The sequence below is a fragment of the Mesorhizobium sp. M1027 genome (genome assembly GCF_040318745.1).
Taxonomy (GTDB): domain Bacteria; phylum Pseudomonadota; class Alphaproteobacteria; order Rhizobiales; family Rhizobiaceae; genus Mesorhizobium.
Genome location: NZ_JAMYMW010000003.1, coordinates 63,979 through 85,821, shown reverse-complemented (window position 1 = coordinate 85,821; position 21,843 = coordinate 63,979). Strand labels below are relative to the sequence as shown.

Below are 21,843 nucleotides of genomic sequence, written 5' to 3'. Positions count from 1 at the left end.
TTTCGTCCTTTGACAGAGAAAAGGACGAACCATGCTCTACGCGATCCTCTGCTATGCCTCTGAAGACGTCGTCTGCTCCTGGAGCAAGGAGCAGGACGATGCCGTCATGGAAAAACTTCTGGGTGTGCAGGAAAAATATGCCCAGGCGGGCCGGCTTGGCCCGGTGGCGCGGCTTTTGCCGACGACCGCGGCGACGACGCTGAGGAAGGTCAAGGGCGAATCGATCGTCATTGACGGCCCGTTTGCCGAAACCAAGGAACAGTTCCTCGGCTTCTACACGCTCGAATGCGCCGACCTCGATGAGGCCGTCGACTTCGCGCGTGAGCTTTCCGAGGTCAACCCGAGCGGCGGCTCCTATGAAATCCGGCCGGTCTCGCTCTTCAATCCCGCCAAGGTTTCCGCATGACCGAACTCGCCTGGATCAGCACGGCAATCAGCACCGCTCGCCCGCAGGTGATGGGGGCATTGCTGCGCTACTTCCGCGACCTCGACGCGGCGGAGGAAGCATTCCAGGACGCCTGCCTGAGGGCACTGAACAACTGGCCGAAAAACGGTCCTCCGCGCGATCCGGCCGCCTGGCTGATCTTCGTCGGCCGCAACAGCGGCATCGATGCCGTGCGCAAGCGCGCCAAGCAGGCGCCGCTGCCGGAGGAGGACCAGATCTCCGACCTGGAGGATGCCGAGAGCGACGTCGCCGAGCGGCTGGACGGGGCGCATTACCGCGACGATATTTTGCGGCTGCTGTTCATCTGCTGCCATCCCGACCTGCCGGCCACACAGCAGATCGCGGTGGCGTTGCGCATCGTCTCCGGCCTGACGGTCAAGCAGATCGCGCGCGCCTTCCTCGTCGGTGAGAGCGCCATGGAGCAGCGTATCACGCGCGCTAAGGCGCGCATCGCCGACGCCGGGGTGCCGTTCGAGACACCGGGAGCGGTCGAGCGCTCCGAACGCCTCGCCGCCGTCGCTGCCATGGTCTACCTGATCTTCAACGAAGGCTATTCCAGCAACAGCGGCGAGGCATCGGCGCGTGCGCCGCTTTGCGAAGAGGCGATCCGGCTGGCCCGGCTGCTGCTCAGGCTGTTCCAGACCGAGCCGGAGATCATGGGGCTGACGGCGCTGTTGCTGCTGCAGCATGCACGCGCGCCTGCCCGCTTCGACGAGAACGGCGAGATCGTGCTGCTCGAAGACCAGGACCGCAGCCTGTGGAGCCGCAAGATGATCGATGAAGGCCTGGCGCTGGTCGATAAGGCGTTGCGCCATCGCAAGCCCGGTCCGTACCAGGTGCAAGCTGCGATCGCCGCACTGCATGCGCGGGCGGAAAAGCCCGAGGATACGGACTGGAACGAGATCGACCTGCTCTACGGCTTGCTCGAGCAGATGCAGCCGTCGCCGGTGGTGACGCTCAACCGCGCCGTCGCGGTCTCCAAGGTGCGTGGACCGGAAGCCGCACTCGACATGATCGAGCCGCTGGAGGGGCGGCTTTCCGGCTATTTCCATTTCTTCGGCCTCAAGGGCGGACTGCTGATGCAGCTTGACCGCGGCGAGGAGGCGCGCGTCGCTTTCGACCGCGCCATCGCGCTTGCCAATACGGCCGCCGAGGCAGCGCATATCCGCATGCATATCGACCGGCTGATGAAAGAAGGCGCCAAGCAAACGGCGCATTGATCCGACGCCTTCGCCTGGTTCAACGGTCTGACCTTTGCTTAGACCATGCCGGGGTGGCGATTTTTCCCTGAAACGAGTAATGCCACGCCATGACAGCGCCTGGTGTGCCAACCGGCAGGGGGCGGGTATGGCGCCAGGCTTGGACCGACGCCATATGAGCGACGGGATCTGAAAGGGATGAAAATGACGATTGCGAAGGAAACGGCCGGGCTTCTGGCGAAACTGGGCGTTGCCGAAGGCGCGCTCACGGGCGGCGACCTCATCGTCCGCAGCCCGGTGACCGGCGAGCAGATCGCCGCGCTGAAGACCATCTCGCCGGCCGATGCGGCGACGACCATCGACAATGCCTACAAAGCTTTCCTGGCGTGGCGGCAGGTGCCAGCTCCCAAGCGTGGAGAACTGGTACGGCTGCTCGGCGAGGAATTGCGCACACACAAGGCCGAGCTTGGCCGGTTGGTATCGATCGAAGTCGGCAAGATCCCATCCGAGGGTCTTGGCGAAGTGCAGGAGATGATCGACATCTGCGATTTCGCCGTCGGTCTTTCCCGGCAACTGTACGGCCTGACCATCGCCACCGAGCGTCCCGGCCATCGTATGATGGAAACCTGGCATCCGCTCGGCGTCGTCGGGGTCATCTCGGCCTTCAACTTTCCGGTCGCGGTATGGTCGTGGAACGCAGCACTTGCGCTGGTCTGCGGCGACGCGGTGGTGTGGAAGCCGTCCGAGAAGACACCGCTGACGGCGCTCGCCTGCGAAGCGATCTTCAAGCGTGCAGCAGAGCGTTTCGGCGATGCGCCGAAGGGGCTGGCGCCGGTTCTGATCGGCGATCGCGCCGTCGGCGAGATCCTGGTCGATCATCCCAAGGTGCCGCTGGTCTCGGCGACCGGCTCGACGCGCATGGGCAGGGACGTCGGACCACGGCTGGCGAAGCGCTTTGCCCGTGCCGTGCTGGAGCTCGGCGGCAACAATGCCGGCATCGTCTGCCCGACGGCCGATCTCGACATGGCGCTCCGCGCAATCGCCTTCGGCGCCATGGGCACGGCCGGCCAGCGCTGCACGACGCTCAGGCGCCTGTTCGTGCATGAGAGCGTCTACGACCAGCTCGTTCCGCGCCTGAAGAAGGCCTTTGGAAGCGTCTCGGTCGGCAATCCGCTGGAGACAAGCGCTCTGGTCGGCCCGCTGATCGATAAGGCTGCCTACAAGAATATGCAGAAGGCGCTGGAGGAGGCGGCTTCGCATGGCGGTAAGATAACCGGCGGAATGCGGGTCGAGAACGGCCATCCCGAGGCCTACTATGTGCGTCCGGCGCTGGTCGAAATGCCGCGGCAGGTTTCGCCAGTGACGGAGGAGACCTTCGCGCCCATCCTCTACGTGATGAAATATTCGGACTTCGACGCCGTGCTAGAAGAACACAATGCGGTGGGAGCGGGGCTGTCATCGTCGATCTTTACCCGCGACCTGCAGGAATCCGAGCGCTTTCTTAGCGTCGACGGATCGGACTGCGGCATCGCCAACGTCAATATAGGCACGTCAGGGGCCGAGATCGGCGGCGCCTTCGGTGGCGAGAAGGAAACCGGCGGCGGCCGCGAGAGCGGTTCCGATGCCTGGAAGGCCTATATGCGGCGCGCTACCAATACGGTGAACTATTCCAAGGCGCTGCCGCTTGCGCAGGGCGTGTCGTTCGACATCGATTGAAATGCCAGACCTCCGTCGCGGCGGCGCCAAGGCCGCCACGACGGCGTTCGGCTTGCGGTTCAGCTGGCGTCGGGAGTTACAACACAATTGTCGAAGGCTGAATCGATGATGGCGAGCTTGACCGCCTGGGCGGTCATGTATTCCTGATAGAACTCGCTCGACACCCACATGACCGAATGACCGCGCTGGCCCAGCCAGCCGATGCTGCCGAGTTCCTCCGCATCGCGCAATTTGCGTGAAAGGTGGGTCCGGGAAAGCTTGAGCCAGTTCGCGAAATCTCCGATTGAGACGACACCGGTCGGAATTCGGTCCAGGTCGGCATGATCGGGATCGACGCCGGACATCAGCCAATCCATCACGATGCCGCCATTGTCGAGCCAGGTGAACAAGGAAAAAGTCTGTCTTGGCTCGCGCACGGCATGCGACGAAAGCAGGCCGTCGGCCACCAGCGGCTGCAGTTTGGCGAGCACGTCCGGTTGTGCGACGAATGCAGCCAGTCGAGATCCACCGTCCAGGCTGTCCAGCGTTTTCAGATGAGCCATGACCCAGCCGGCAACCGTCTCCAGAGTGCCCGCGACCGGCTCAAAGGGGCGGATGCGCCCGTATTTAATCGGCAGATGCCGGATGAAACCGTAATGCAGCATCTCCTTCAGGAAGGCATCGGCGGTGTTGCGGCTGGCCACCGAATGCCGGCGGATTCCGTCCATGAACCGTGCGGACGTAAGTCCCTTGCGATGGTCGTCCGGCTCTCGATCGAAATACAAGGCAAGGCCGATATGGGCCATCAGCCAGCGTTGTTGCGTGGCGAACACCGAAGCCAGCCGCGGGTTCGCTTCATAGGTCTGGAGCAGCGCCCGCGACTGAGCCTGGACGTGCCGACGCAATGCCGGATGGCTGGCAATGTCTTCAGAAACCAGCGCCATCCCCGCCGAGCCCAACAATTTGCAACTGGAAATACCGGTCACAATTTCAGCCTTCGCGGACCGTGTCCAGAGCCGGCGCATCAGGATACGAGCTGAATCCCGCCGGCCAGCAATTCCGCGACTTGGTCGCCGAGGACCTGATCTCGCGAGGCGCTGATCTTGCCGCGCGAGACTAGCCTGCTTGAACCCATAATGGTGGCTTCGCCTGGCCAGCCGGCATTCCCCGACGCGGCGCGGAACCAACACCAGTTTTGCTCGTTGAAGAACGCCGATTGGACCGAGACAGTGAGGAATTACAAAATGGAGAATGGGCTTTTCGCCACGCCGCCTGCAGCGTTCCGAAAAACAGAGTCGGTTTGGCTACGGGCGCTCAAGTGGCTGTTAAGCCGGGTGCGCAGCGCCTCCGACAGCTCCGGAACCATGTTGAAGCCAATCCTTGCTGGACCGGAGGATGATGGCGGGGTCCACTCCGCCTCGACGCGTTTGAGCCGATCTCGACGCGTTTGAGGCCGACCGCGCTGCGATTTTGACTCCAAAAATAGCCGCTCACATATTTTTTCTTTTTATGGCCGCCGCCGCAACCTCGCCCATAGCCGCTTCGAAGGCCGGCCACGGCGGCGTGTCGGCCTGATGCAGCAGGCGGGAACCATCGGGCATGCTTGGCTATTAGATACAGGCGGCTGCTGGTCTGCCGAGCCAGGAGCCATTGCTTATGATCATCGATCCCCCACCGAAAAGCGCCATCCCGGCATCAGTTCCGTCGGTCGATCCAAAAGCCGCCCCGACGCCTCGCAATGCCGAAGCGGAGGTCTTTTATATCGAAGCGATCCGCGAGCTTGTCGCGACCGGCATCCCCTTTCTCGTCGCCGGCACCTATGCCGTAAGCGCCTATACCGGGATCACCCGCCCGACCAAGGATCTGGACATTTTCTGCAAGGCCGGCGACTGCGCGCGCATCCTCGCCCATTTTAAGCAGATCGGCTACGCCGTCGTGGTCGAGGACGACCGGTGGCTGGGCAAAGTGTTCAAGGGCACGCATTTTTTCGACGTCATCTTCACCTCGATGAACGGCACAATGCCTGTCGACGACCAGTGGCTGGAGCATGCTCGCCAGGCCGAATTGCTGGGCAGCCAGGTGCGGATCATCGGCCCAACCGAGCTTATCTGGTCCAAATGCTTCATCCAGGATCGCGGCCGCCACGATGGGGCCGACGTCGCGCACGCCATCCTCAAGGCGCACGACCAGATCGACTGGCAAAGGCTGCTTTCCTACATGGAAGTCCATTGGGAAGTTCTGCTGATGCATCTCTTGAACTTCCGATGGATCTATCCGACGGAGCGCGACCGGGTGCCCGCGTGGCTGCTCGACGAACTGCTTGACCGGCTGGCCAAGCAGCGCGAATTGCCGCCTTCCCGGATGCGGATCTGCCGCGGGCGCATGCTTTCACGAACCGACTATGAGATCGACGTCAAGCAATGGGGCTTTGCCGACGTCGGCGGTGAAGGAGAATATAGCGATGGCTGACGAGCTCGAATCTGCTTCGGCAAAGGCGGAAAATGGCGGCACTCTCAAGGTCGCCGCCATCGGCGATCTGCATGTCGGCAAGGAGGACCAGCCCTCGTACCGCGACCTTTTCGGCGAAATGTCGCGGGAAGCCCAGGTTCTCGTGCTGACGGGCGACCTTACCAATCTCGGCAAGCCTAGGGAGGCCGAAATCCTTGCCGAGGAACTGCGTGCCTGCACGATCCCGGTCGTCGCCGTGCTTGGCAACCACGACTATGAGTCAGGCGCCGTCGAGCAGGTTACCGATATTCTGCGCCAGGCGGGCGTTCACCTCCTCGACGGCGAGGCGACGGAGATTCACGAGGTCGGGTTCGTGGGGGTCAAGGGTTTCGTTGGCGGTTTTGGATCGCGCATGCTCGGCTCCTTCGGCGAACCGGCCATCAAGTCGATGGTGGCGGAAAGCGTGAACGAAGCGATGCGGCTTGAAAACGCTATGCGGCAGGTCCGCGCCAAACGCACGCTTGTCGTTCTGCACTACGCGCCTGTCGTCGAGACGGTCGAAGGCGAGCCGCTGGAGATCTTCCCGTTTCTCGGTTCGTCACGTCTGGCCGAGACGATAGACCGGTTCCAGGTCAGCGCGGTTGTGCATGGTCATGCGCATCGCGGCGCTTACGAGGGCCGCACGCCGGGCGGGGCGTCGGTCTATAACGTTGCCATGCATGTCGCCAAGCCGACCGGCCGCCCCTACGCCATGCTCGAAATCTGACAGGCGGCGCCACTGGCGCAGGCAATCGCAGTACTTACTGCAGAACGATCACGGCAATTGCCGGCTAAAAAGCCGTCCGCTTCGGTGGAATGTCGTTTTCATCCGGGTTGGGAACGGGGTCCTCGTCGGGGAGCCTGTCGGGGTCCGGCTCACGCACGGGCTTGGGATCGGGAATAGGAGGCGGTGGCACCGGCGTCGGTGTCGGCTCGGGTGTGGGGATAGTGGCCATCGTAATCATCTCCTCTTGGCGCAGAACAACGCAACAGGTCGGCTGGTTCCCGGCTTGCCCGTTTTTGGAAAACCACACCGTCGCACTTGCCGGTCAGCCCATTTCGGGATTCGGCTGGCTGCCACCCGACTTGCTTGACCGCAGCAGCAGCGCCAGCGGAACCAGCAGGGCGGTTGCCACCGCGCAGTAGCGGAAGACATCGACATAGGCGAGCAGCGTGGCCTGGCGGGCGATCAACTGACCAAGCCAGCCGATCGCATGCTGCTTCGCCTCGACCATCGGCGAACCCTGGGCGACGAAATGCTCAGTCGCCTGCCGAAGCGCCTGCTGATAGGCGGGCGACGATTGCGCGGTGTGGCCGACCAGATTCGATTGATGGATCTGGGAGCTTTGCGAAATGACGGTGTTGGACAGCGAGACGCCGATGCTGCCGCCGATATTGCGTGCAACGTTGATCAGCGCCGACGCCTGGTTGGTCTTCTGCGGGGGCAGGCCGACATAGGCCGCGGTTGAAATGGGAATGAACAGGAACGGCAGCCCGACCATCAGGAAAACACGGGCAAAGGCAAAGAAGCGGAAGCTGGCGTCCGGAGTAAGCGAGGTCATGTGCCAAAGGGCCACTGCGACCACCGACATGCCCATCATGATCAGATATTTGGGCTGCACGATGCTGCCTACAAATCCGGACACCGGCATCAAGATCAGCATGGCGATGCCGCCCGGCATCATCGAAAGGCCCGAGAGCGTCGCGGTGTAGGCAAATGTCGTCTGCTGCAGCTGCGGCACGATCTGGGTGGTGCTGAACAGGATAGCACCGACTGCCATCATGACCAGGAACGCCGTGCCGAACTGGCGCGTGAACAATAGGTGCATGTCGACGACCGGATCGCTGCGACTGATTTCCCATGGGATAAGCAGCAGGAACGCGATCGCGGAAATCACTGCGAAAGTGGTGATGAAATTCGAGGCGAACCAATCGTAGCGCTGGCCCCGGTCGAGAAAGATCTCCAGGCACCCCAAGGCTATCGCCACCAGGACGAAACCGACCCCATCGATCTTCAGGCCGCCTTTCAGCCGTTCCTTGCGTTCGCGTTCGAGTACGTCCGGTTCGACCAAGAGCCACTGCACCAGCGCCAGCGACAGGATGCCGAACGGCACGTTGATGAAGAAGATCCAGTGCCAGGAGAAATGGTCCGTCAGCCAGCCGCCGATCGTCGGCCCGACCGTCGGTGCGACGATGACCGCAATGCCGTAAAGCGCGAAGGCCTGCGAGCGCTTTTCTGGCGGGAACGTATCGGCAAGGATCGATTGCTCGCTTGGCGCCATGCCGCCGCCGCCGAGTCCCTGAAGGACCCTGAACAGGATGAGCAGTTCCAGGTTGGGCGCCAGTCCGCACAGCAGCGACGCGACGGTGAAGGTCGCAACGCAGAGCATGTAGTAGCGCTTGCGGCCGATGACGTTTGCCAGCCAGCCGCTGACCGGGATGATCACCGAGTTGGCAACGAGATAGGTGGTAATCACCCAGGTGCTTTCGTCCATTCCGGCCGCCAGGCTGCCGGCGATATTGCGCAGGGCGACATTGGCGATCGAGGTGTCCAGCACCAGCATGAAAGTGGCGATGGAGACGACGACGGCGATAAGCCAGGGATTGTGCGTCCCGGCGGCGGATCGGCTTTCGCCCTGATTTCTGGCGGTTTCGCCGTTCATCGCACCTTGACCGTCGGCACCACCGACAGGCCGGGACCGAGAAGCACATCCGGCGGCTTGTCGAAGACGATCTTGACCGGCACGCGCTGCACCACCTTGACGTAATTGCCGGTGGCATTTTCAGCCGGCAGGAGGCTGAAGGCGGTGCCGCTGCCGGCCTGGATGCTGTCGACGCGGCCATGGAAGGACTTGTCCGGGTAGGCGTCGATGTCGATGTCGACCGGCTGTCCCTGCCGCATCAGATCGAGCTGCGTCTCCTTGAAGTTGGCCTTCACCCAGACCTCGTCGGGAACGAACATCATCAATACCTGGCCGGGTTGGGCGTAGGTGCCGTTCGCGGCGGAAATGCTCGTTGCGCGCCCGGCTGCGGGTGCTGTGATAGTCGTGCGCGACAGCGTCGTGCGAGCTTGCTCCTGGCTGGCCTTGGCCTGCTCGAGCTGCGCCTCGGCGCTCCTGGCCTGTGCCTGCAAGACCGAAACCTGGCTTTTTGCCGAGGCGACATTGGCCTCGGCGCTGTCCAGCGCGGCCTGGTCCTGACGCAACGTCGATGCCGCCTGCTGCGCCTGCTGCTGCGTTGCCGTGCCCCTGGCCAGGAGTTCGCGGTTGCGTTGATCCTCGGCCTTGGCGAAATCCAGCGCCGCCTTGGCCTGGGCAACCTGCCTCTGGGCAGCGTTCACCTTTGCGTTTTGAGCCTCGACCTGGGCGGTGACATTGACGATTGCGGCCTCGGCCGCAGCGACGCCGGCATCGGCCTGCTTCAGGTTTGCCTGATAGTCGCTGTCATCGATACGCAGGAGGACATCGCCGGCCTGTACATGCTGATTGTCGGTAACCGCCAGCTCGGTAACGCGGCCGGCTATTTGCGCGCCGATCGTCACCGTGCGCGCGTCTATGAAGGCGTCGTCGGTCGATTCGTACTGGCGAGCGTTCAGCCACCAGATCGCGATGCCTGCCGCGACGAGCAACAGCGCAAGTGCTATCGCTGCGGCCGCATAGGGATGGCGCCTGGGAAAGCCGAGCAGACCGGCCTTTCGTTGCGAGGCATTCCCGTCGGGCTGTTCCTGCCGGGGCTCTGCCGATCGCCCACGAGATTCTCGCACCCGGGCCGGTTGCTCCCGAGTTTCATTTACAGGCTCGACGTCTTGTTCGACGCTTTGAGGCTTCGTGTCCAACGGAATTGCTTTCAAGACTGATATTGCAGCCGCCGAAGCGGACGCAAAGCCAAACGGCAAGCTTCCGCAAAAGTTCCTGTCCGGAACGGGGTGGTCGGGTTAACGGGTCGACTTCGAACCCACCGAGCGGTGCCGGCGCGTTCGAACTAGAGCGCCGTTTCACCGGGCAGGTGATTCATATGCTTCATGTTGCGGCGGTCCGGCCTTGTCAGCGCTCCACGGCGCGATAATTGCTCATAAAGGCGTGGGCAAATTCACCTGTCGACAGGAGCCGACCATGAAACATCAAACACTCGACCAACTGCAAGCCGTCGCGGAAGTTGAGTCCTTCGCGGCGTATCCGGCGATGACTCGAAACCAGCGGATTGAACGTTGGGCGGAACTTCTCGAACAAAACCCGACGCGATGCCTTGGGGCGCTTCCAGGCACCGAATATATGAACAGGGAAGCGCGCGACAGATCGCGTGGTGCTGGAACGCCGCTCACCGTCGCCTTCGAGGATCCGGTTCTGCGTGCCATGGGGCTGAAGGACGATACCTACGGTGAGGCAAAGCGCTTCTTCGAACTGAGCGATCGGCAGTTGCACCAAATCGTTTGCCATTGCCATGTCGGTGCTACGATGCAAGCGCGATGGGCCGCTGCCAGGGTGCGCGGGATAGTCCGCGGCAACAGATTTGTTGCCTGGTTGAAGGGATTGATCGCGCATTGACGCGGTACGAGGAACGGCGGAACACGCGTTCTTTCCGCGCCGTGGAGAGCGCTTCCGAACTTGGAAGGGCACGTGCCACGTCGGGCCGCGCAGATTGTGAAAGTCCTCGACGCTTGGCTGCGCCTTGTCGCGGCCATGCGTCCGTTTTGATGCGAGAATTTGAGTTGGCCCGCCGCAAGTGAGAGCCGTCGTCCGACCGGCGTCCGAGCGCAGTCGAGGCAGGTGCGATCTGGCTAGGATGGACCCGCGACCCTTTGACGTGGCTAACGATCGATTTCTCCGAACACGATGTCGAGCGAGCCGATGATCGCGGCGACATCGGCGATCATATGGCCTCGGGACAGGAAATCCATCGCCTGCAGGTGGGCGAACGAAGGTGCGCGGATCTTGCATCGGTAGGGAACATTGCCTCCGTCCGAAACGAGGTAGACGCCGAACTCGCCCTTCGGCGCCTCGACGGCGGCGTAGACTTCACCGCTCGGCACGCGAATGCCTTCGGTGTAGAGTTTGAAATGGTGGATCGTCGCTTCCATCGAGCGCTTCATCGTGGCACGCGGCGGCGGCGTGATCTTGTGGTTCGGGATCGCGACCGGTCCCTGGCCTTCGGGTGAGCGCAACTTTTCCAGGCATTGCCGCATGATCCGGACCGACTGGCGCATTTCCTCCATGCGTACAAGATAGCGGTCGTAGCAGTCGCCATGCTTGCCGACCGGAATATCGAAATCCATCTCCGAATAGCATTCGTATGGCTGCGCCTTGCGCAGATCCCAGGATGCCCCCGATCCGCGCACCATCACGCCGGAAAAGCCCCAGGCCCAGGCATCATCGAGGCCGATCACGCCGACATCGACATTGCGCTGCTTGAAGATGCGGTTCTCGGTCAACAGCTCTTCGAGATTGTCGCAGACCTTGAGGAAGGGATCGCAGAACCTCCAGATGTCGTCGAGGAGTTCCGGCGGCAGATCCTGATGCACGCCGCCGACCCTGAAATAATTCGCGTGCATGCGGGCGCCGGACGCGCGCTCATAAAAGACCATCAGCTTCTCGCGCTCGGCGAAACCCCAGAGCGGCGGCGTCAGCGCGCCGATGTCCATGGCTTGCGTGGTGACGTTGAGGAGGTGCGATAGCAGCCGGCCTATTTCGCAGAAAAGCACGCGAATGAGCTGTCCGCGTTTCGGAACCGATATTTCGAGGAGCTTCTCGGCGGCGAGACAGAATGCATGCTCCTGGTTCATCGGCGCGACGTAGTCGAGCCGGTCGAAATAGGGCAAGGCCTGCAGGTAGTTCTTGTACTCGATGAGCTTTTCGGTGCCGCGATGCAGCAGGCCGATATGGGGATCGGCGCGTTCCACGATCTCGCCGTCGAGTTCGAGCACCAGCCGCAGGACGCCGTGAGCGGAGGGATGTTGTGGCCCGAAATTGATGGTGAAGTTGCGAACTGCAGCCTCGACCATGACAGTCCTCCGCGATCAGGCGGGCTTTGGTTCCGTGCCGGAGCCGGCTTGTCCGCTTTCAGCCGCTCACGTCGTCGTCTGGATGATCAGCGTCAGCGTGCCGTCGCCGTCGATATTGGCCGCCACGACCTGCGTGGAATTAAGCCCATTCGCCGCCAGTGCCGATGCCGCCTGCGGCGATGCGTCGATCGAACTTTGCAGGATGCGCAAATCCTCGGCGCTGGTCTGGGTGACGACGGCCTCCGCCTGTGCCTTGATGTCAGGAGGCAGATCCTCCATCGCCACGATTGTCACTGCGGTGAAATTCTGGGCGGAGAACGCATCCTCCGGTGTAGCCTGGTCGGGAGTGGTCCCTTGGGGCGTGGCTTGCTCTGGCAAGGTTTGCGGCGCCGTCGGCGGCACAGGGGCAAGCTCTGGTCCCACGGATTGCGCATAGACCGGCGAGGCAAGGGCCAGTGCCGAAAGTGTGGCAATTGTCGTCGATAGGCGCATGGCCGTTCCTTCCGTTTGCTCAGCGGACGATCAATTCGGTGACGACAAAACCATCGTGTCGAAATATGGTTCCGTGACTGAGGTGCTGTCTTGTACTGAGTGCTGTCTGGCCGAAAGCCGTGATTGTCGCGGAGAGCAGGGCGCGAAATCCGGCGTTGCCTGTCTCAGGCAGCGGCGTGGCTGCGATCGGGCTGCGGCCAGCGCTGCAAGGCTTCACGGCCCTGAGCGGTCAGTTCGTAGATCCCGCGATCGGTGCGCGCGAACCAGCGATACACGTTGTGCAGCAGAATCTTGGGTGCGTTCGGCAGGTTGGGCTTCAAGTCACGCGGCCGTTTTGGGCCGTCGGCGAGTGCTGCGGCGCATGCCAGTGCCTGCTGGCGATAAGCGGTCATGATCGGCGCACGTGAGCCGCCGCCGGCGACAGGATCGCCCTGCCGACGCCGATGTTCGTCGATTAGTTTCGAGCGGCGCCGGGGATCCCGACGCGGGGCCAATGCCGTCGGGCTGAGCAGCACCTGAACCTCGCCGTTCGGTCGCACGCCAAGCAGGCCAAAGCCGAGCCGACGGCAGAGATTGCGGTATCTCACATCGCTCTCGCGGCCCTTGCCACGGGCCGACATGCATGCCGCGAGCCAGACCTCGTCGCTCGCCGCCATACGGTCGACGCCCTGGAGGATGAGCTCGAGATTGAACTTCAGCTTCAGCTCGCAGATGACGACGATCGGTGGAGAGTCGGCACTCAGCGCCAGCAGGTCGCAGCCGCCGATCTCGCCCTTGACCATAAATCCCAGGCCTTCGAGGAAGGCCTTGACCGGGCTGTAGAGTGACGTTTCGAGCATGGGCCTTTGTTGGCTGCGAATCATCCCGCCGATCGGCGGGTCAGCGCGATGATCGCTCTTTGCCGTTGAACAGAGGTAAACGACGGGCAAACAAGTGGTCAGAGCAGTGCCGCGGCCGCTTGCGAATTTGGTATGCTGGTATAATGTGTACCTGAGGTAGCATGCTCCGCGTAGCTGCGCTGGACATCCGGGCGCCCGAGACACGTCCAGGCATCGTCATTTGAGCGACGGCTCCCCGCGTTTTTACCCGCCAGCCGGCGGCAATGTGCATACAAGTCAATGAGATGACGATCGGTAGGGCCGTCGTTGGAATTCAGGAGTAACGACATATGACAACGATTGCGCTGTTTGGTGCAGGCGGCAAAATGGGTTACCGTCTGGCAACCAATTTTCGCGGATCTTCGTATACGATACGCCATGTCGAGGTCAGCGACGCCGGCCGCGAGCGGCTGAAGTCGGGCCTCGGCATCGATGCCGTCAGCGCCGATGAGGCGCTTGATGGCGCCGATGTGGTGATCCTGGCGGTGCCGGACACGCACATCGGCAAGGTCGCGGCGAGTATCGAGAGCAAGCTTGCGTCAGGCACGATGGTCGTCGTGCTCGACGCCGCGGCACCTTTCGCCGGGCATTTGCCGAAGCGGCCGGATCTGACGTATTTCGTCACCCACCCCTGCCATCCGCCGATCTTCAACGACGAGACCGACATGGCGGCCAAGAAGGACTATTTCGGCGGCGTCAAGGCCAAGCAGCATATGGTCAGCGCCTTGATGCAGGGACCGGAGGAGGATTTCGCCAAGGGTGAGGCGATCGCAAAGATCATCTGGGCGCCGGTCATGCGCTCCCATCGCGTCACTGTCGATCAGATGGCCCTGCTCGAGCCCGGCCTTTCGGAAACGGTATGCGCTTCGCTGCTCGTCGTCATGAAAGAGGCGGTCGATGAGGTGGTGGCGCGCGGGGTCGACAAGCAGGCGGCGCTCGACTTCCTGCTTGGTCATATGAACGTGCTTGGCGCCGTCATCTTCGGCGAGACCAAAGGCGTGTTCTCCGACGCCTGCAACAAGGCGATAGAGTTCGGCAAGCCGGTTCTGATGCGCGACGACTGGAAACGGGTGTTCGAGCCGGAGGAGATTGCCGCGAGCATTCAGCGCATCACTTGAGGGCAGCGACGCGTTTTCGGAACATGTCACCTGAAATTGTCATTGACTCATTATACCAGTTGCCTTAGCTGTTCGATGGATCGGACCGTCAAGCTTCGCAGCAGGCTCAGGGGCCAGATGAGTGGAGGGTAGTGGGAAGCGATCCGTCGAAGTGAAGCCGGCAAAGGCTTGTGAATCTGACGCGACCCGCCACCTACGGCCGGCTGGCGAAATCGAATGCATATAGCCTTGGGACAAGGCGCGGATTTTCAACGGGAGGAATACATGAAACTGACACGCAGAATGACGCTTGCGGCTTTCGCCGGCATGCTGGCGCTTGGCACCGCCGCACCCGCCTACGCGGCGGATCTGATCGCCATCATCACGCCCTCGCACGACAATCCGTTCTTCAAGGCGGAAGCTGTCGGCGCGGAGGCCAAGGCCAAGGAACTCGGTTACGAGGCGTTGGTGCTCGTCCATGACGACGACGCCAACAAGCAGTCCGAATTGATCGACACGGCGATTGGCCGCGGCGCCAAGGCGATCATCCTCGATAATGCCGGCGCCGACGCCACCGTCGCCGCGGTGCAGAAGGCCAAGGACGCGGGCGTTCCTTCCTTCCTGATCGATCGCGAGATCAATGCCACCGGCGTTGCCGTCGCGCAGATCGTCTCCAACAATTATCAGGGCGCCCAGCTCGGCGCACAGGAATTCGTCAAGCTGATGGGCGAGAAGGGTAATTTCGTCGAGCTCGTCGGCAAGGAATCCGACACCAATGCCGGCATCCGCTCCAAGGGTTACCATGACGTCATCGACGACTATCCGGACCTGAAGATGGTGGCGCAGCAGTCGGCCAATTGGAGCCAGACCGAGGCCTATTCAAAGATGGAATCGATCCTCCAGGCCAATCCAGATATCAAGGGCGTGATCTCCGGCAACGACACGATGGCGATGGGCGCTTATGCGGCACTTGCCGCTGCCGGCCGCAAGGACGTGATCGTCGTCGGCTTCGACGGGTCGAACGACGTGCGCGACTCGATAACCTCCGGCGGCATCAAGGCGACGGTCCTGCAGCCGGCCTTCGCGCAGGCACAGATGGCGGTCGAGCAGGCCAACGACTTCATCAAGAACAAGAAGTCTCCGGCCGAGGAAAAGCAATTGATGGACTGCGTCCTGGTCAATGGCGACAATGCCGCCAAGCTGGAGACGTTCGCGCTCACCAACTGAGCCGGCGTAACATCAGCAGCAAGGGACGAGCCTCCGGTTCGTCCCTTGCTTCCATTTCGCCCTTGCTTCCATTTCTCTGGGTGCTCCTGACCGCCATGCCGAACGAGCCGACATGTTCAACACGCTGACCCGGCCGATCCTTGTCGTATCGCTCCTTGCAGCTATAGTCAGCCTGACCGCCTGCAAGATCCTGCCGACGCCGTCAGCGGAAAATGGCGGCACTGGCTCGGCCTTCAATCCCGACAAGAAGGTCGAGGACATCTGGGCGGCGAAAGCGATACCCTATCTGCAGCAGAAGGCCGGCCCGTTTGCCGAGGTTCATGCTTTGGCGAAGACCGATCCCGCCGCTGCCGGCGCCAAATACGGCAATCCGAAAAAGCAGGCGAATTCGCCATGGACCTTCGCCGTCCGGCTCGGGGGCAAGGTCGTTGCAGCCAATACACAGTCACGCGCGGCGACAATGGACGTCGATGCCGACGGCGACGGCAAGGCGGATGCGCGGGTGCAGATCGGACCCGCCATGCGCGGTACAGCGCTGCGCGACAGCCTCGACTTCATTCAATTCAACGATTTCACCAACCAGATCGACTTCGCCCAGTTCGGCAAGGCCTTCAACGCCTACGCCGACAAGACCGTGCTTTCCAAGCTGCCGCGCGAGGCACTCGAGGGCCGAAGCGTCAAGATCCTCGGTGCCTATACGCCAGGCAGCGGCCGGGACCTGCCGCTGGTGACGCCGGCGGAGGCAGAGCTCGGGCCGAAGCCATGACCGGCGATCAAGACGTCATCCTGAAGCTGGAGGATGTCTCGAAAGTGTATTCGGGCACCGTCGCGGTCAAACGTGCGAATTTTGAGGTGCGCAAGGGTGCGGTCAACGTGCTGGTCGGCGAAAACGGGGCCGGCAAATCGACGCTGATGAAGATCATCGCCGGCGTCGAGCAGCCGACGCTCGGGCGCATTCTGCTGGACGGCGAGGAGGTCTCCTTCTCGTCATCCGGGGACGCGGTAAATCGCGGCATCGGCATGGTGTTCCAGGAGCTCAACCTGTTCGGCAATCTGACCGTCGCCGAAAATATTTTTGCCACCCGCGAGGTCACCAACCGCTTCCGCAAGATCGACCGCAAAGAGCAGGAGCGCCGCGCGGCGGAATTTCTTGAACGCCTGGAGGCTGGCATCCGGCCGGACATGCTGGTCGAGGATCTGCGCATCGGCCAGCAGCAGCTGGTCGAGATCGCCAAGGCGGTTTCGCTCGATGCGCGCATCCTGATCATGGACGAGCCGACCTCGGCGCTCAGCGCGGCGGAAGTCGAGATCCTGTTCAAGGTGATTGCCGACCTCAAGGCGGGCGGCGTGGCAATCGTCTACATCTCGCATCGGCTCGAGGAATTGATCCGCATCGGCGACACCATCACGGTGCTGCGCGACGGGCGCATCACCGGCCAGGCGGAGATGAAAGACGTCGACACCCAGTGGATCGTGCGGCAGATGATCGGCTCGGACGCCAAGGACTTCGCCAAGGCCGACGGCCATGTGCCGGGCGAGGAGATATTCCGCGCCGAGGATATTTGCCTACCGCGCGTCACCGGCGGGCTTGCGGTCGACCACGTCTCGCTGTCGCTGCGCGCTGGCGAGATCCTCGGAATCTACGGCCTGATGGGCGCCGGACGCAGTGAGCTGTTCGATTGCATCATGGGCCGCCACGGCCATTCGACCGGCGCGATATTCATTGCCGGCAAAAAGGTGCACGAGCGCGACACGACACGGCGCATCCGGCGCGGGCTGGCGCTGATCCCCGAAGACCGCCAACGCGAAGGGCTGGTGTCGATCCTCTCCGTCGCCAGCAATCTGACTCTGGCCAGCCTGTCGCGGTTCGTGCGCCTGTTCCACATTCGTGGTGCCGCCGAACGACAGGCGGTGACTCAGACGGTGCGCGAACTGGCCATCAAGGTCGCCGATCCGACGCAGGAAGTCTCGTCGCTGTCGGGCGGCAACCAGCAGAAGGTGGTGATCGGCAAGGCGCTGCTCACCGGACCGAAGGTGCTGCTGATGGACGAGCCGAGCCGCGGCATCGACGTCGGCGCCAAGGCCGACGTTTTCCGCACCATGCGCAAGCTGTCGCGCGACGGTCTGGGGATCTTGTTTGCCACCTCCGATCTCGACGAAGTGATGGCGTTGTCCGACCGTATCGCAGTGATGAGCAATGGAAAATTGACCGGTATCTTCGATCGCGCGGAGGCGACTGAGGCCGCGCTCGTCGCTGCCTCGGCCCTCGGCCACGGCCCGGTCCCGCACGGAGAGCAAGGCGCATGACTGACATTCCAGCCAAGGCGGTGGTCAACTCCATTTCGAGCGGCTCGGTCCTGCTGACGCTGATGAAGGCGAGGACGTTCATCGCGCTGATCGCCGTGCTGTTATTCTTCTCGATAGCTGCCCCTAATTTCCTATCGGCCGCCAATCTTATCCTGATGTCGAAGCACGTGGCGTTGAACGCATTCCTCGCAATGGGCATGACCTTCGTCATCATCACCGGCGGCATCGACCTGTCGGTCGGCTCGATCGTCGGCCTGTGCGGCATGGTGGCCGGCTATCTCGTGCTGAACGGCATCGACCTGCAGGTCGGCTACACCATCTACTTCAACGTCTTCGAGATCGCGCTGATCACGCTTGCCGTCGGCATATTGATCGGCGCCGTCAACGGCTTGCTGATTACCAGGCTTAACGTTGCGCCGTTCATAGCCACGCTCGGCGTGCTCTATGTCGCACGCGGCCTGGCGCTGCTGTCGTCCGACGGGCGCACCTTCCCCAATCTCATCGGCAAGCCAGAGCTCGGCACCACGGGGTTCGGCTTCCTCGGCGCCGGCCGGCTGCTCGGCTTGCCGGTTTCGATATGGATCTTGGTCGTCGTGGCACTGGGGGCGGCCTATCTCGCCAGATACACCCCGCTCGGCCGCCATGTCTTCGCGGTTGGCGGCAATGAGCGGGCGGCGCGGATTTCGGGCGTCCGCGTCAACATGGTGAAGATGTTCGTCTACATGTTTTCCGGGTTCTGCGCGGCGATTGTCGGGCTGATCATCTCGTCCGAACTGATGGCCTCGCATCCGGCGACCGGAGAGAGCTTCGAACTCAACGCCATTGCCGCGGCAGTGCTCGGCGGCACCTCGATGTCGGGCGGACGCGGCACCATCGGCGGCACCATTGTCGGCGCCTTCGTAATCGGCATCCTTTCGGACGGGCTGGTGATGATGGGGGTGAGCTCGTTCTGGCAGATGGTAATCAAGGGCCTCGTCATCATCGTAGCCGTTGTCGTCGACCAGGCACAGCGCCGGCTGCAGAGCCGTGTCACGCTGATGCAGATGGCAAAGGCCGGCTGACATGGCGGAGCTGCGTGGCGCGCTGATCGGCTGCGGCTTCTTTGCCGTCAACCAGATGCATGCCTGGCGCGACATAGAGGGTGCTTCGATTGCCGCCATCTGCGACCGCGATCCGGACCGGTTGAGGGTCGTCGGCGACCAGTTCGGCATCACGCGGCGCTATACCGACGCGGCTGCGCTGTTTGCCGGCGAAAGGTTGGATTTCGTCGACATCGCTACCACCGCACCAAGCCACAGAACGCTGGTGGAGATGGCGGCGCAGTATGGCGTTCCGGTAATCTGCCAAAAGCCGTTCGCGCCGTCGCTTGCCGACGCCAAGGCCATGGTGAAAGCCTGCGCCGACGCCGGCGTGCCGTTGATGGTGCATGAAAATTTTCGCTGGCAGTCGCCGATCCAGGCGGTGCGTGCGGTGCTCGACAGCGGCGAAATCGGCACCCCCTTCTTCGGACGGATCTCGTTCCGATCGGCTTATGACGTGTTTTCCGGCCAGCCCTATCTGGCGACCGGAAGGCGCTTCATTATCGAGGATCTCGGCATCCATATCCTCGACATCGCCCGCTTTCTGCTGGGCGACGTCTCGACGGTCACCGCGCGAACGGCGCGCGTCAATCCCGGCATAACCGGCGAGGACGTTGCGACGATGCTGATGGACCACACGGGCGGCGCCACTTCCGTGGTCGACTGTAGCTACGCCAGCAAGCTCGCGACAGAGCCGTTCCCCGAGATGCTGATCGAGATCGACGGCAAGGACGGCACGATCCGGCTGGCGCAGGGCTACCACCTCACCGTCACCGGCAGGAGCGGGACGGTCGTTAGCGACGTCTCGCCGCCGCTGCTGGCCTGGGCATCGCGGCCGTGGCACAACATCCAGGAAAGCGTCGTCGCCATTCAAAAACATTGGGTCGATTGCCTGACCAACGGAACCGAGCCCGCGACCTCAGGCGCGGACAACCTCAAGACATTAGCGCTGGTCGAGGCAGCGTACGCCGGCGCCGCAAGCCGGGAGCCGGTGCAACTCGACGCCTTGCTGAAATGACAGCCGACCCCTTCCTCCTCTACGGCACACGTGCCGTTGAAGCCGAACCGGTCAGGCTGCAAGCCGGCGCGCTGACGGCGGACTTCGTCAACGGCAATCTGCGCACCATTCGGCATGGCGGCACCGAAGTTCTGCGCGCTATCGCCTACATCGTCAGGGATCGCGACTGGGGCACCTACGAGCCGAGACTGGCCGATCTTGCCATCAAACAAAATGCCGAGGCTTTTTCCGTCAGCTATACGGCAAGTTGCCAAGCACCGGACGGCAGCCGGCTCGGCTTTCGTGCGACCATCAAGGGCTCCTCCGATGGCCAGCTGGTCTTCGACGTGAGCGCTCTTCCCGACAGCGATTTCGAAACCAATCGCTGTGGCTTCTGCATCCTGCATCCGATTGCCGGCTTGGCCGGCAGCCCGGTCGCGATCGAGCATACCGATGGCAGCGTGGTCGCGACCAGGCTTCCAGAGCTGATCGATCCCTGGCAGCCTTTCAAGGATCTGCGGGCGATCACCCATGAGGTCCGGCCGGGCGTCACCGCTGAATGCCGGATGGAAGGCGACATTTTCGAGATGGAGGACCAGCGCAACTGGTCGGATGCCTCCTACAAGACCTATGTCCGGCCGCTCGCGCTGCCATGGTCATACATGCTGCCTGCCGGCGAGACCTTCCGCCAGACCATCAGCTTGCGGATGGAGGGTGGCGGGAAAGTGCCGGCTGCCGCGGCAAGCGCCGAACCGATTCGTGTCACGCTCGGCCAAGCCGGACCGGCGCTGCCGGATATCGCCGTGATCATCTATCCGGATGAGGTCGAGGCGGCGCTGGGCAAGCTGCCGATGCTGTCCGAGCTTGGCCCGCAGCAATTGATGTTCCACTATGACCCGACGCGCGGCCACGAGCTCGATGCCTTGCGATCCTACGCCCGGCTCGCCGCCGCCTATCCGGTCCGGACAACGCTCGAATGTGTCATTGCCGGCGACGGCGATCTCGACGCCGAGCTTTCAGGCGTCGCCGACAGGGTGCGGCAGGCCGGGCTCAAGCTTTCGGCCATTGCCGTTTCGCCCTCGGTCGACCGGCAGTCGACGCCACCGGGCAGCGCGTGGCCGCACTGCCCGCTGCTCGAGGACGTCTATGCCGCGACGCGGCGCGCCTTTCCCGACAGCCGCCTCGGCGGCGGCATGTTCAGCTATTTCACCGAACTCAATCGCAAGCGCGTGCCGGCCGATCCGCTCGATTTCGTCACGCATTGCACCTGCCCGATCGTGCACGCCGCCGACGATCTCAGCGTCATGCAATCGTTGGAGGCGCTGCCTTCCATCACAGCCTCGGTGAGGGCGATCTTCGGGCCAAAACCCTATCGGATCGGGCCGTCGACCATTGCCATGCGCCAGAACCCCTATGGCGGTGCGACCAAGGCCAATCCCGACAGTCAGCGCATTGCCATGGCCGACCGCGACCCTCGCCATACCGGGCTGTTCGGAGCCGCATGGACGATCGGCTATGCCGCACGTGTTGCGCCGGCCAAACTCGAAATGCTGACGCTCTGCAGCTTCACCGGACCATTCGGCGTGCTGGCCTCGTCGGGCGAACCTGTCGAAGAAGGTACACCCCGGCCGATTTTCCACGCGGTGAAAGGACTTTGCGATCTGGCCGGCCATGCGCATGTGGCGGCGACAACGACCGATGAGAGGCGGGTGCTGGCACTTGCCGGCCGCTCCGAGACAGGCAAGATCATCATCTGGCTGGCGAACCTTACCCCGGTCGACGTTCCGGTCGATGTTTCCGGGCTCGGCTCCGATCAGGGTCCTCTCATGATTTGGAATGGACGACTGTCACGCCAGATTCCGCGCGATACGTCGGGCCGAGACCATCTTGTGATGACACCCTACGCAATCGTCAGGATCGGCTGAAGTCATTTGCCGAGGCT

General features: G+C 62.7%; 19 protein-coding genes. 13 read left to right on the top strand and 6 right to left on the bottom strand.

All coding sequences use genetic code 11. The features are described from left to right. The first annotated feature begins 31 nt into the window (after nt 1–31). The 3 genes from NKH50_RS07505 (at nt 32) to amaB (ending at nt 3,360) form a co-directional block, all read left to right on the top strand. Complete coding sequence (locus NKH50_RS07505; protein WP_254817007.1) at nt 32–406, top strand: YciI family protein; 375 nt, start codon at nt 32–34, stop codon at nt 404–406. Next, nucleotides 403–1,665 carry an RNA polymerase sigma factor gene (locus NKH50_RS07500; RefSeq protein WP_352736962.1) on the top strand — a complete coding sequence of 421 codons (1,263 nt, stop codon included), beginning with the start codon at nt 403–405 and terminating at the stop codon, nt 1,663–1,665. The genes NKH50_RS07505 and NKH50_RS07500 overlap by 4 nt, the downstream gene beginning before the upstream one ends. A gap of 183 nt (nt 1,666–1,848) precedes the next feature. Continuing rightward, a complete protein-coding gene (gene amaB / locus NKH50_RS07495; protein ID WP_352877671.1) occupies nt 1,849–3,360 on the top strand; it encodes an L-piperidine-6-carboxylate dehydrogenase in 1,512 nt (503 codons plus the stop codon). A 59-nt stretch (nt 3,361–3,419) separates the two neighbouring features. Here amaB and NKH50_RS07490 read toward each other — a convergent pair whose 3' ends face one another. Next, nucleotides 3,420–4,283: a hypothetical protein gene (locus tag NKH50_RS07490; protein WP_352689986.1), complete on the bottom strand. Its 864-nt coding sequence runs from the start codon at nt 4,281–4,283 to the stop codon at nt 3,420–3,422. 712 nt (nt 4,284–4,995) lie between these two features. Here NKH50_RS07490 and NKH50_RS07485 point away from each other — a divergent pair. Together NKH50_RS07485 and NKH50_RS07480 are read left to right on the top strand one after the other, a co-directional pair. Continuing rightward, nucleotides 4,996–5,808, top strand: coding sequence for a nucleotidyltransferase family protein (locus NKH50_RS07485; RefSeq protein WP_352877668.1), 813 nt, complete (start codon nt 4,996–4,998; stop codon nt 5,806–5,808). Beyond that, nucleotides 5,801–6,553, top strand: coding sequence for a metallophosphoesterase family protein (locus tag NKH50_RS07480; protein WP_352877666.1), 753 nt, complete (start codon nt 5,801–5,803; stop codon nt 6,551–6,553). Before NKH50_RS07485 ends, NKH50_RS07480 begins: the two co-directional genes overlap by 8 nt. A 322-nt stretch (nt 6,554–6,875) precedes the next feature. Here NKH50_RS07480 and NKH50_RS07475 read toward each other — a convergent pair whose 3' ends face one another. Together NKH50_RS07475 and NKH50_RS07470 are read right to left on the bottom strand one after the other, a co-directional pair. Next, the gene (locus tag NKH50_RS07475; RefSeq protein ID WP_352506286.1) at nt 6,876–8,489 is read right to left on the bottom strand and encodes a DHA2 family efflux MFS transporter permease subunit; all 1,614 of its coding nucleotides are present in this window, start codon (nt 8,487–8,489) and stop codon (nt 6,876–6,878) included. Further along, the gene (locus tag NKH50_RS07470) at nt 8,486–9,589 is read right to left on the bottom strand and encodes an HlyD family secretion protein (RefSeq protein ID WP_352506285.1); all 1,104 of its coding nucleotides are present in this window, start codon (nt 9,587–9,589) and stop codon (nt 8,486–8,488) included. Before NKH50_RS07470 ends, NKH50_RS07475 begins: the two co-directional genes overlap by 4 nt. 349 nt (nt 9,590–9,938) lie before the next feature. On the opposite strand from NKH50_RS07470, the gene NKH50_RS07465 reads away from it, so the two are divergent. After that, the gene (locus NKH50_RS07465) at nt 9,939–10,370 is read left to right on the top strand and encodes a hypothetical protein (protein WP_254817079.1); all 432 of its coding nucleotides are present in this window, start codon (nt 9,939–9,941) and stop codon (nt 10,368–10,370) included. A gap of 263 nt (nt 10,371–10,633) precedes the next feature. Here the strand turns inward: NKH50_RS07465 and NKH50_RS07460 are convergent, their stop codons facing one another. The 3 genes from NKH50_RS07460 to NKH50_RS07450 form a co-directional block, all read right to left on the bottom strand. After that, nucleotides 10,634–11,824: an NADH-quinone oxidoreductase subunit D gene (locus NKH50_RS07460; protein ID WP_352506284.1), complete on the bottom strand. Its 1,191-nt coding sequence runs from the start codon at nt 11,822–11,824 to the stop codon at nt 10,634–10,636. 66 nt (nt 11,825–11,890) lie between these two features. Beyond that, nucleotides 11,891–12,316: a hypothetical protein gene (locus tag NKH50_RS07455; RefSeq protein WP_352506283.1), complete on the bottom strand. Its 426-nt coding sequence runs from the start codon at nt 12,314–12,316 to the stop codon at nt 11,891–11,893. 164 nt (nt 12,317–12,480) lie between these two features. After that, a complete protein-coding gene (locus tag NKH50_RS07450) occupies nt 12,481–13,155 on the bottom strand; it encodes a DUF2161 domain-containing phosphodiesterase (RefSeq protein WP_352478434.1) in 675 nt (224 codons plus the stop codon). Between the two features lie 329 nt (nt 13,156–13,484). Here NKH50_RS07450 and NKH50_RS07445 point away from each other — a divergent pair, with 329 nt between their 5' ends. The 7 genes from NKH50_RS07445 (at nt 13,485) to apnL (ending at nt 21,826) form a co-directional block, all read left to right on the top strand. Beyond that, nucleotides 13,485–14,312, top strand: coding sequence for a phosphogluconate dehydrogenase C-terminal domain-containing protein (locus tag NKH50_RS07445; protein ID WP_352506281.1), 828 nt, complete (start codon nt 13,485–13,487; stop codon nt 14,310–14,312). A gap of 264 nt (nt 14,313–14,576) precedes the next feature. Beyond that, nucleotides 14,577–15,518, top strand: coding sequence for a D-ribose ABC transporter substrate-binding protein (locus tag NKH50_RS07440; protein WP_023675475.1), 942 nt, complete (start codon nt 14,577–14,579; stop codon nt 15,516–15,518). A gap of 112 nt (nt 15,519–15,630) precedes the next feature. Further along, nucleotides 15,631–16,284, top strand: coding sequence for a DUF2291 family protein (locus NKH50_RS07435; protein ID WP_352877662.1), 654 nt, complete (start codon nt 15,631–15,633; stop codon nt 16,282–16,284). Continuing rightward, nucleotides 16,281–17,825, top strand: a complete 1,545-nt coding sequence (locus tag NKH50_RS07430) for a sugar ABC transporter ATP-binding protein (protein ID WP_352877660.1) — start codon at nt 16,281–16,283, stop codon at nt 17,823–17,825. Before NKH50_RS07435 ends, NKH50_RS07430 begins: the two co-directional genes overlap by 4 nt. Beyond that, nucleotides 17,822–18,886: an ABC transporter permease gene (locus NKH50_RS07425; protein WP_352877658.1), complete on the top strand. Its 1,065-nt coding sequence runs from the start codon at nt 17,822–17,824 to the stop codon at nt 18,884–18,886. Before NKH50_RS07430 ends, NKH50_RS07425 begins: the two co-directional genes overlap by 4 nt. A 1-nt stretch (nt 18,887) precedes the next feature. Further along, entirely contained in the window at nt 18,888–19,922 is a 1,035-nt protein-coding gene (locus tag NKH50_RS07420) for a Gfo/Idh/MocA family protein (RefSeq protein ID WP_352877656.1), read from the top strand. Further along, nucleotides 19,919–21,826, top strand: coding sequence for a D-apionate lactonase (gene apnL / locus NKH50_RS07415; protein WP_352877653.1), 1,908 nt, complete (start codon nt 19,919–19,921; stop codon nt 21,824–21,826). Before NKH50_RS07420 ends, apnL begins: the two co-directional genes overlap by 4 nt. Nucleotides 21,827–21,843 lie beyond the last annotated feature (17 nt).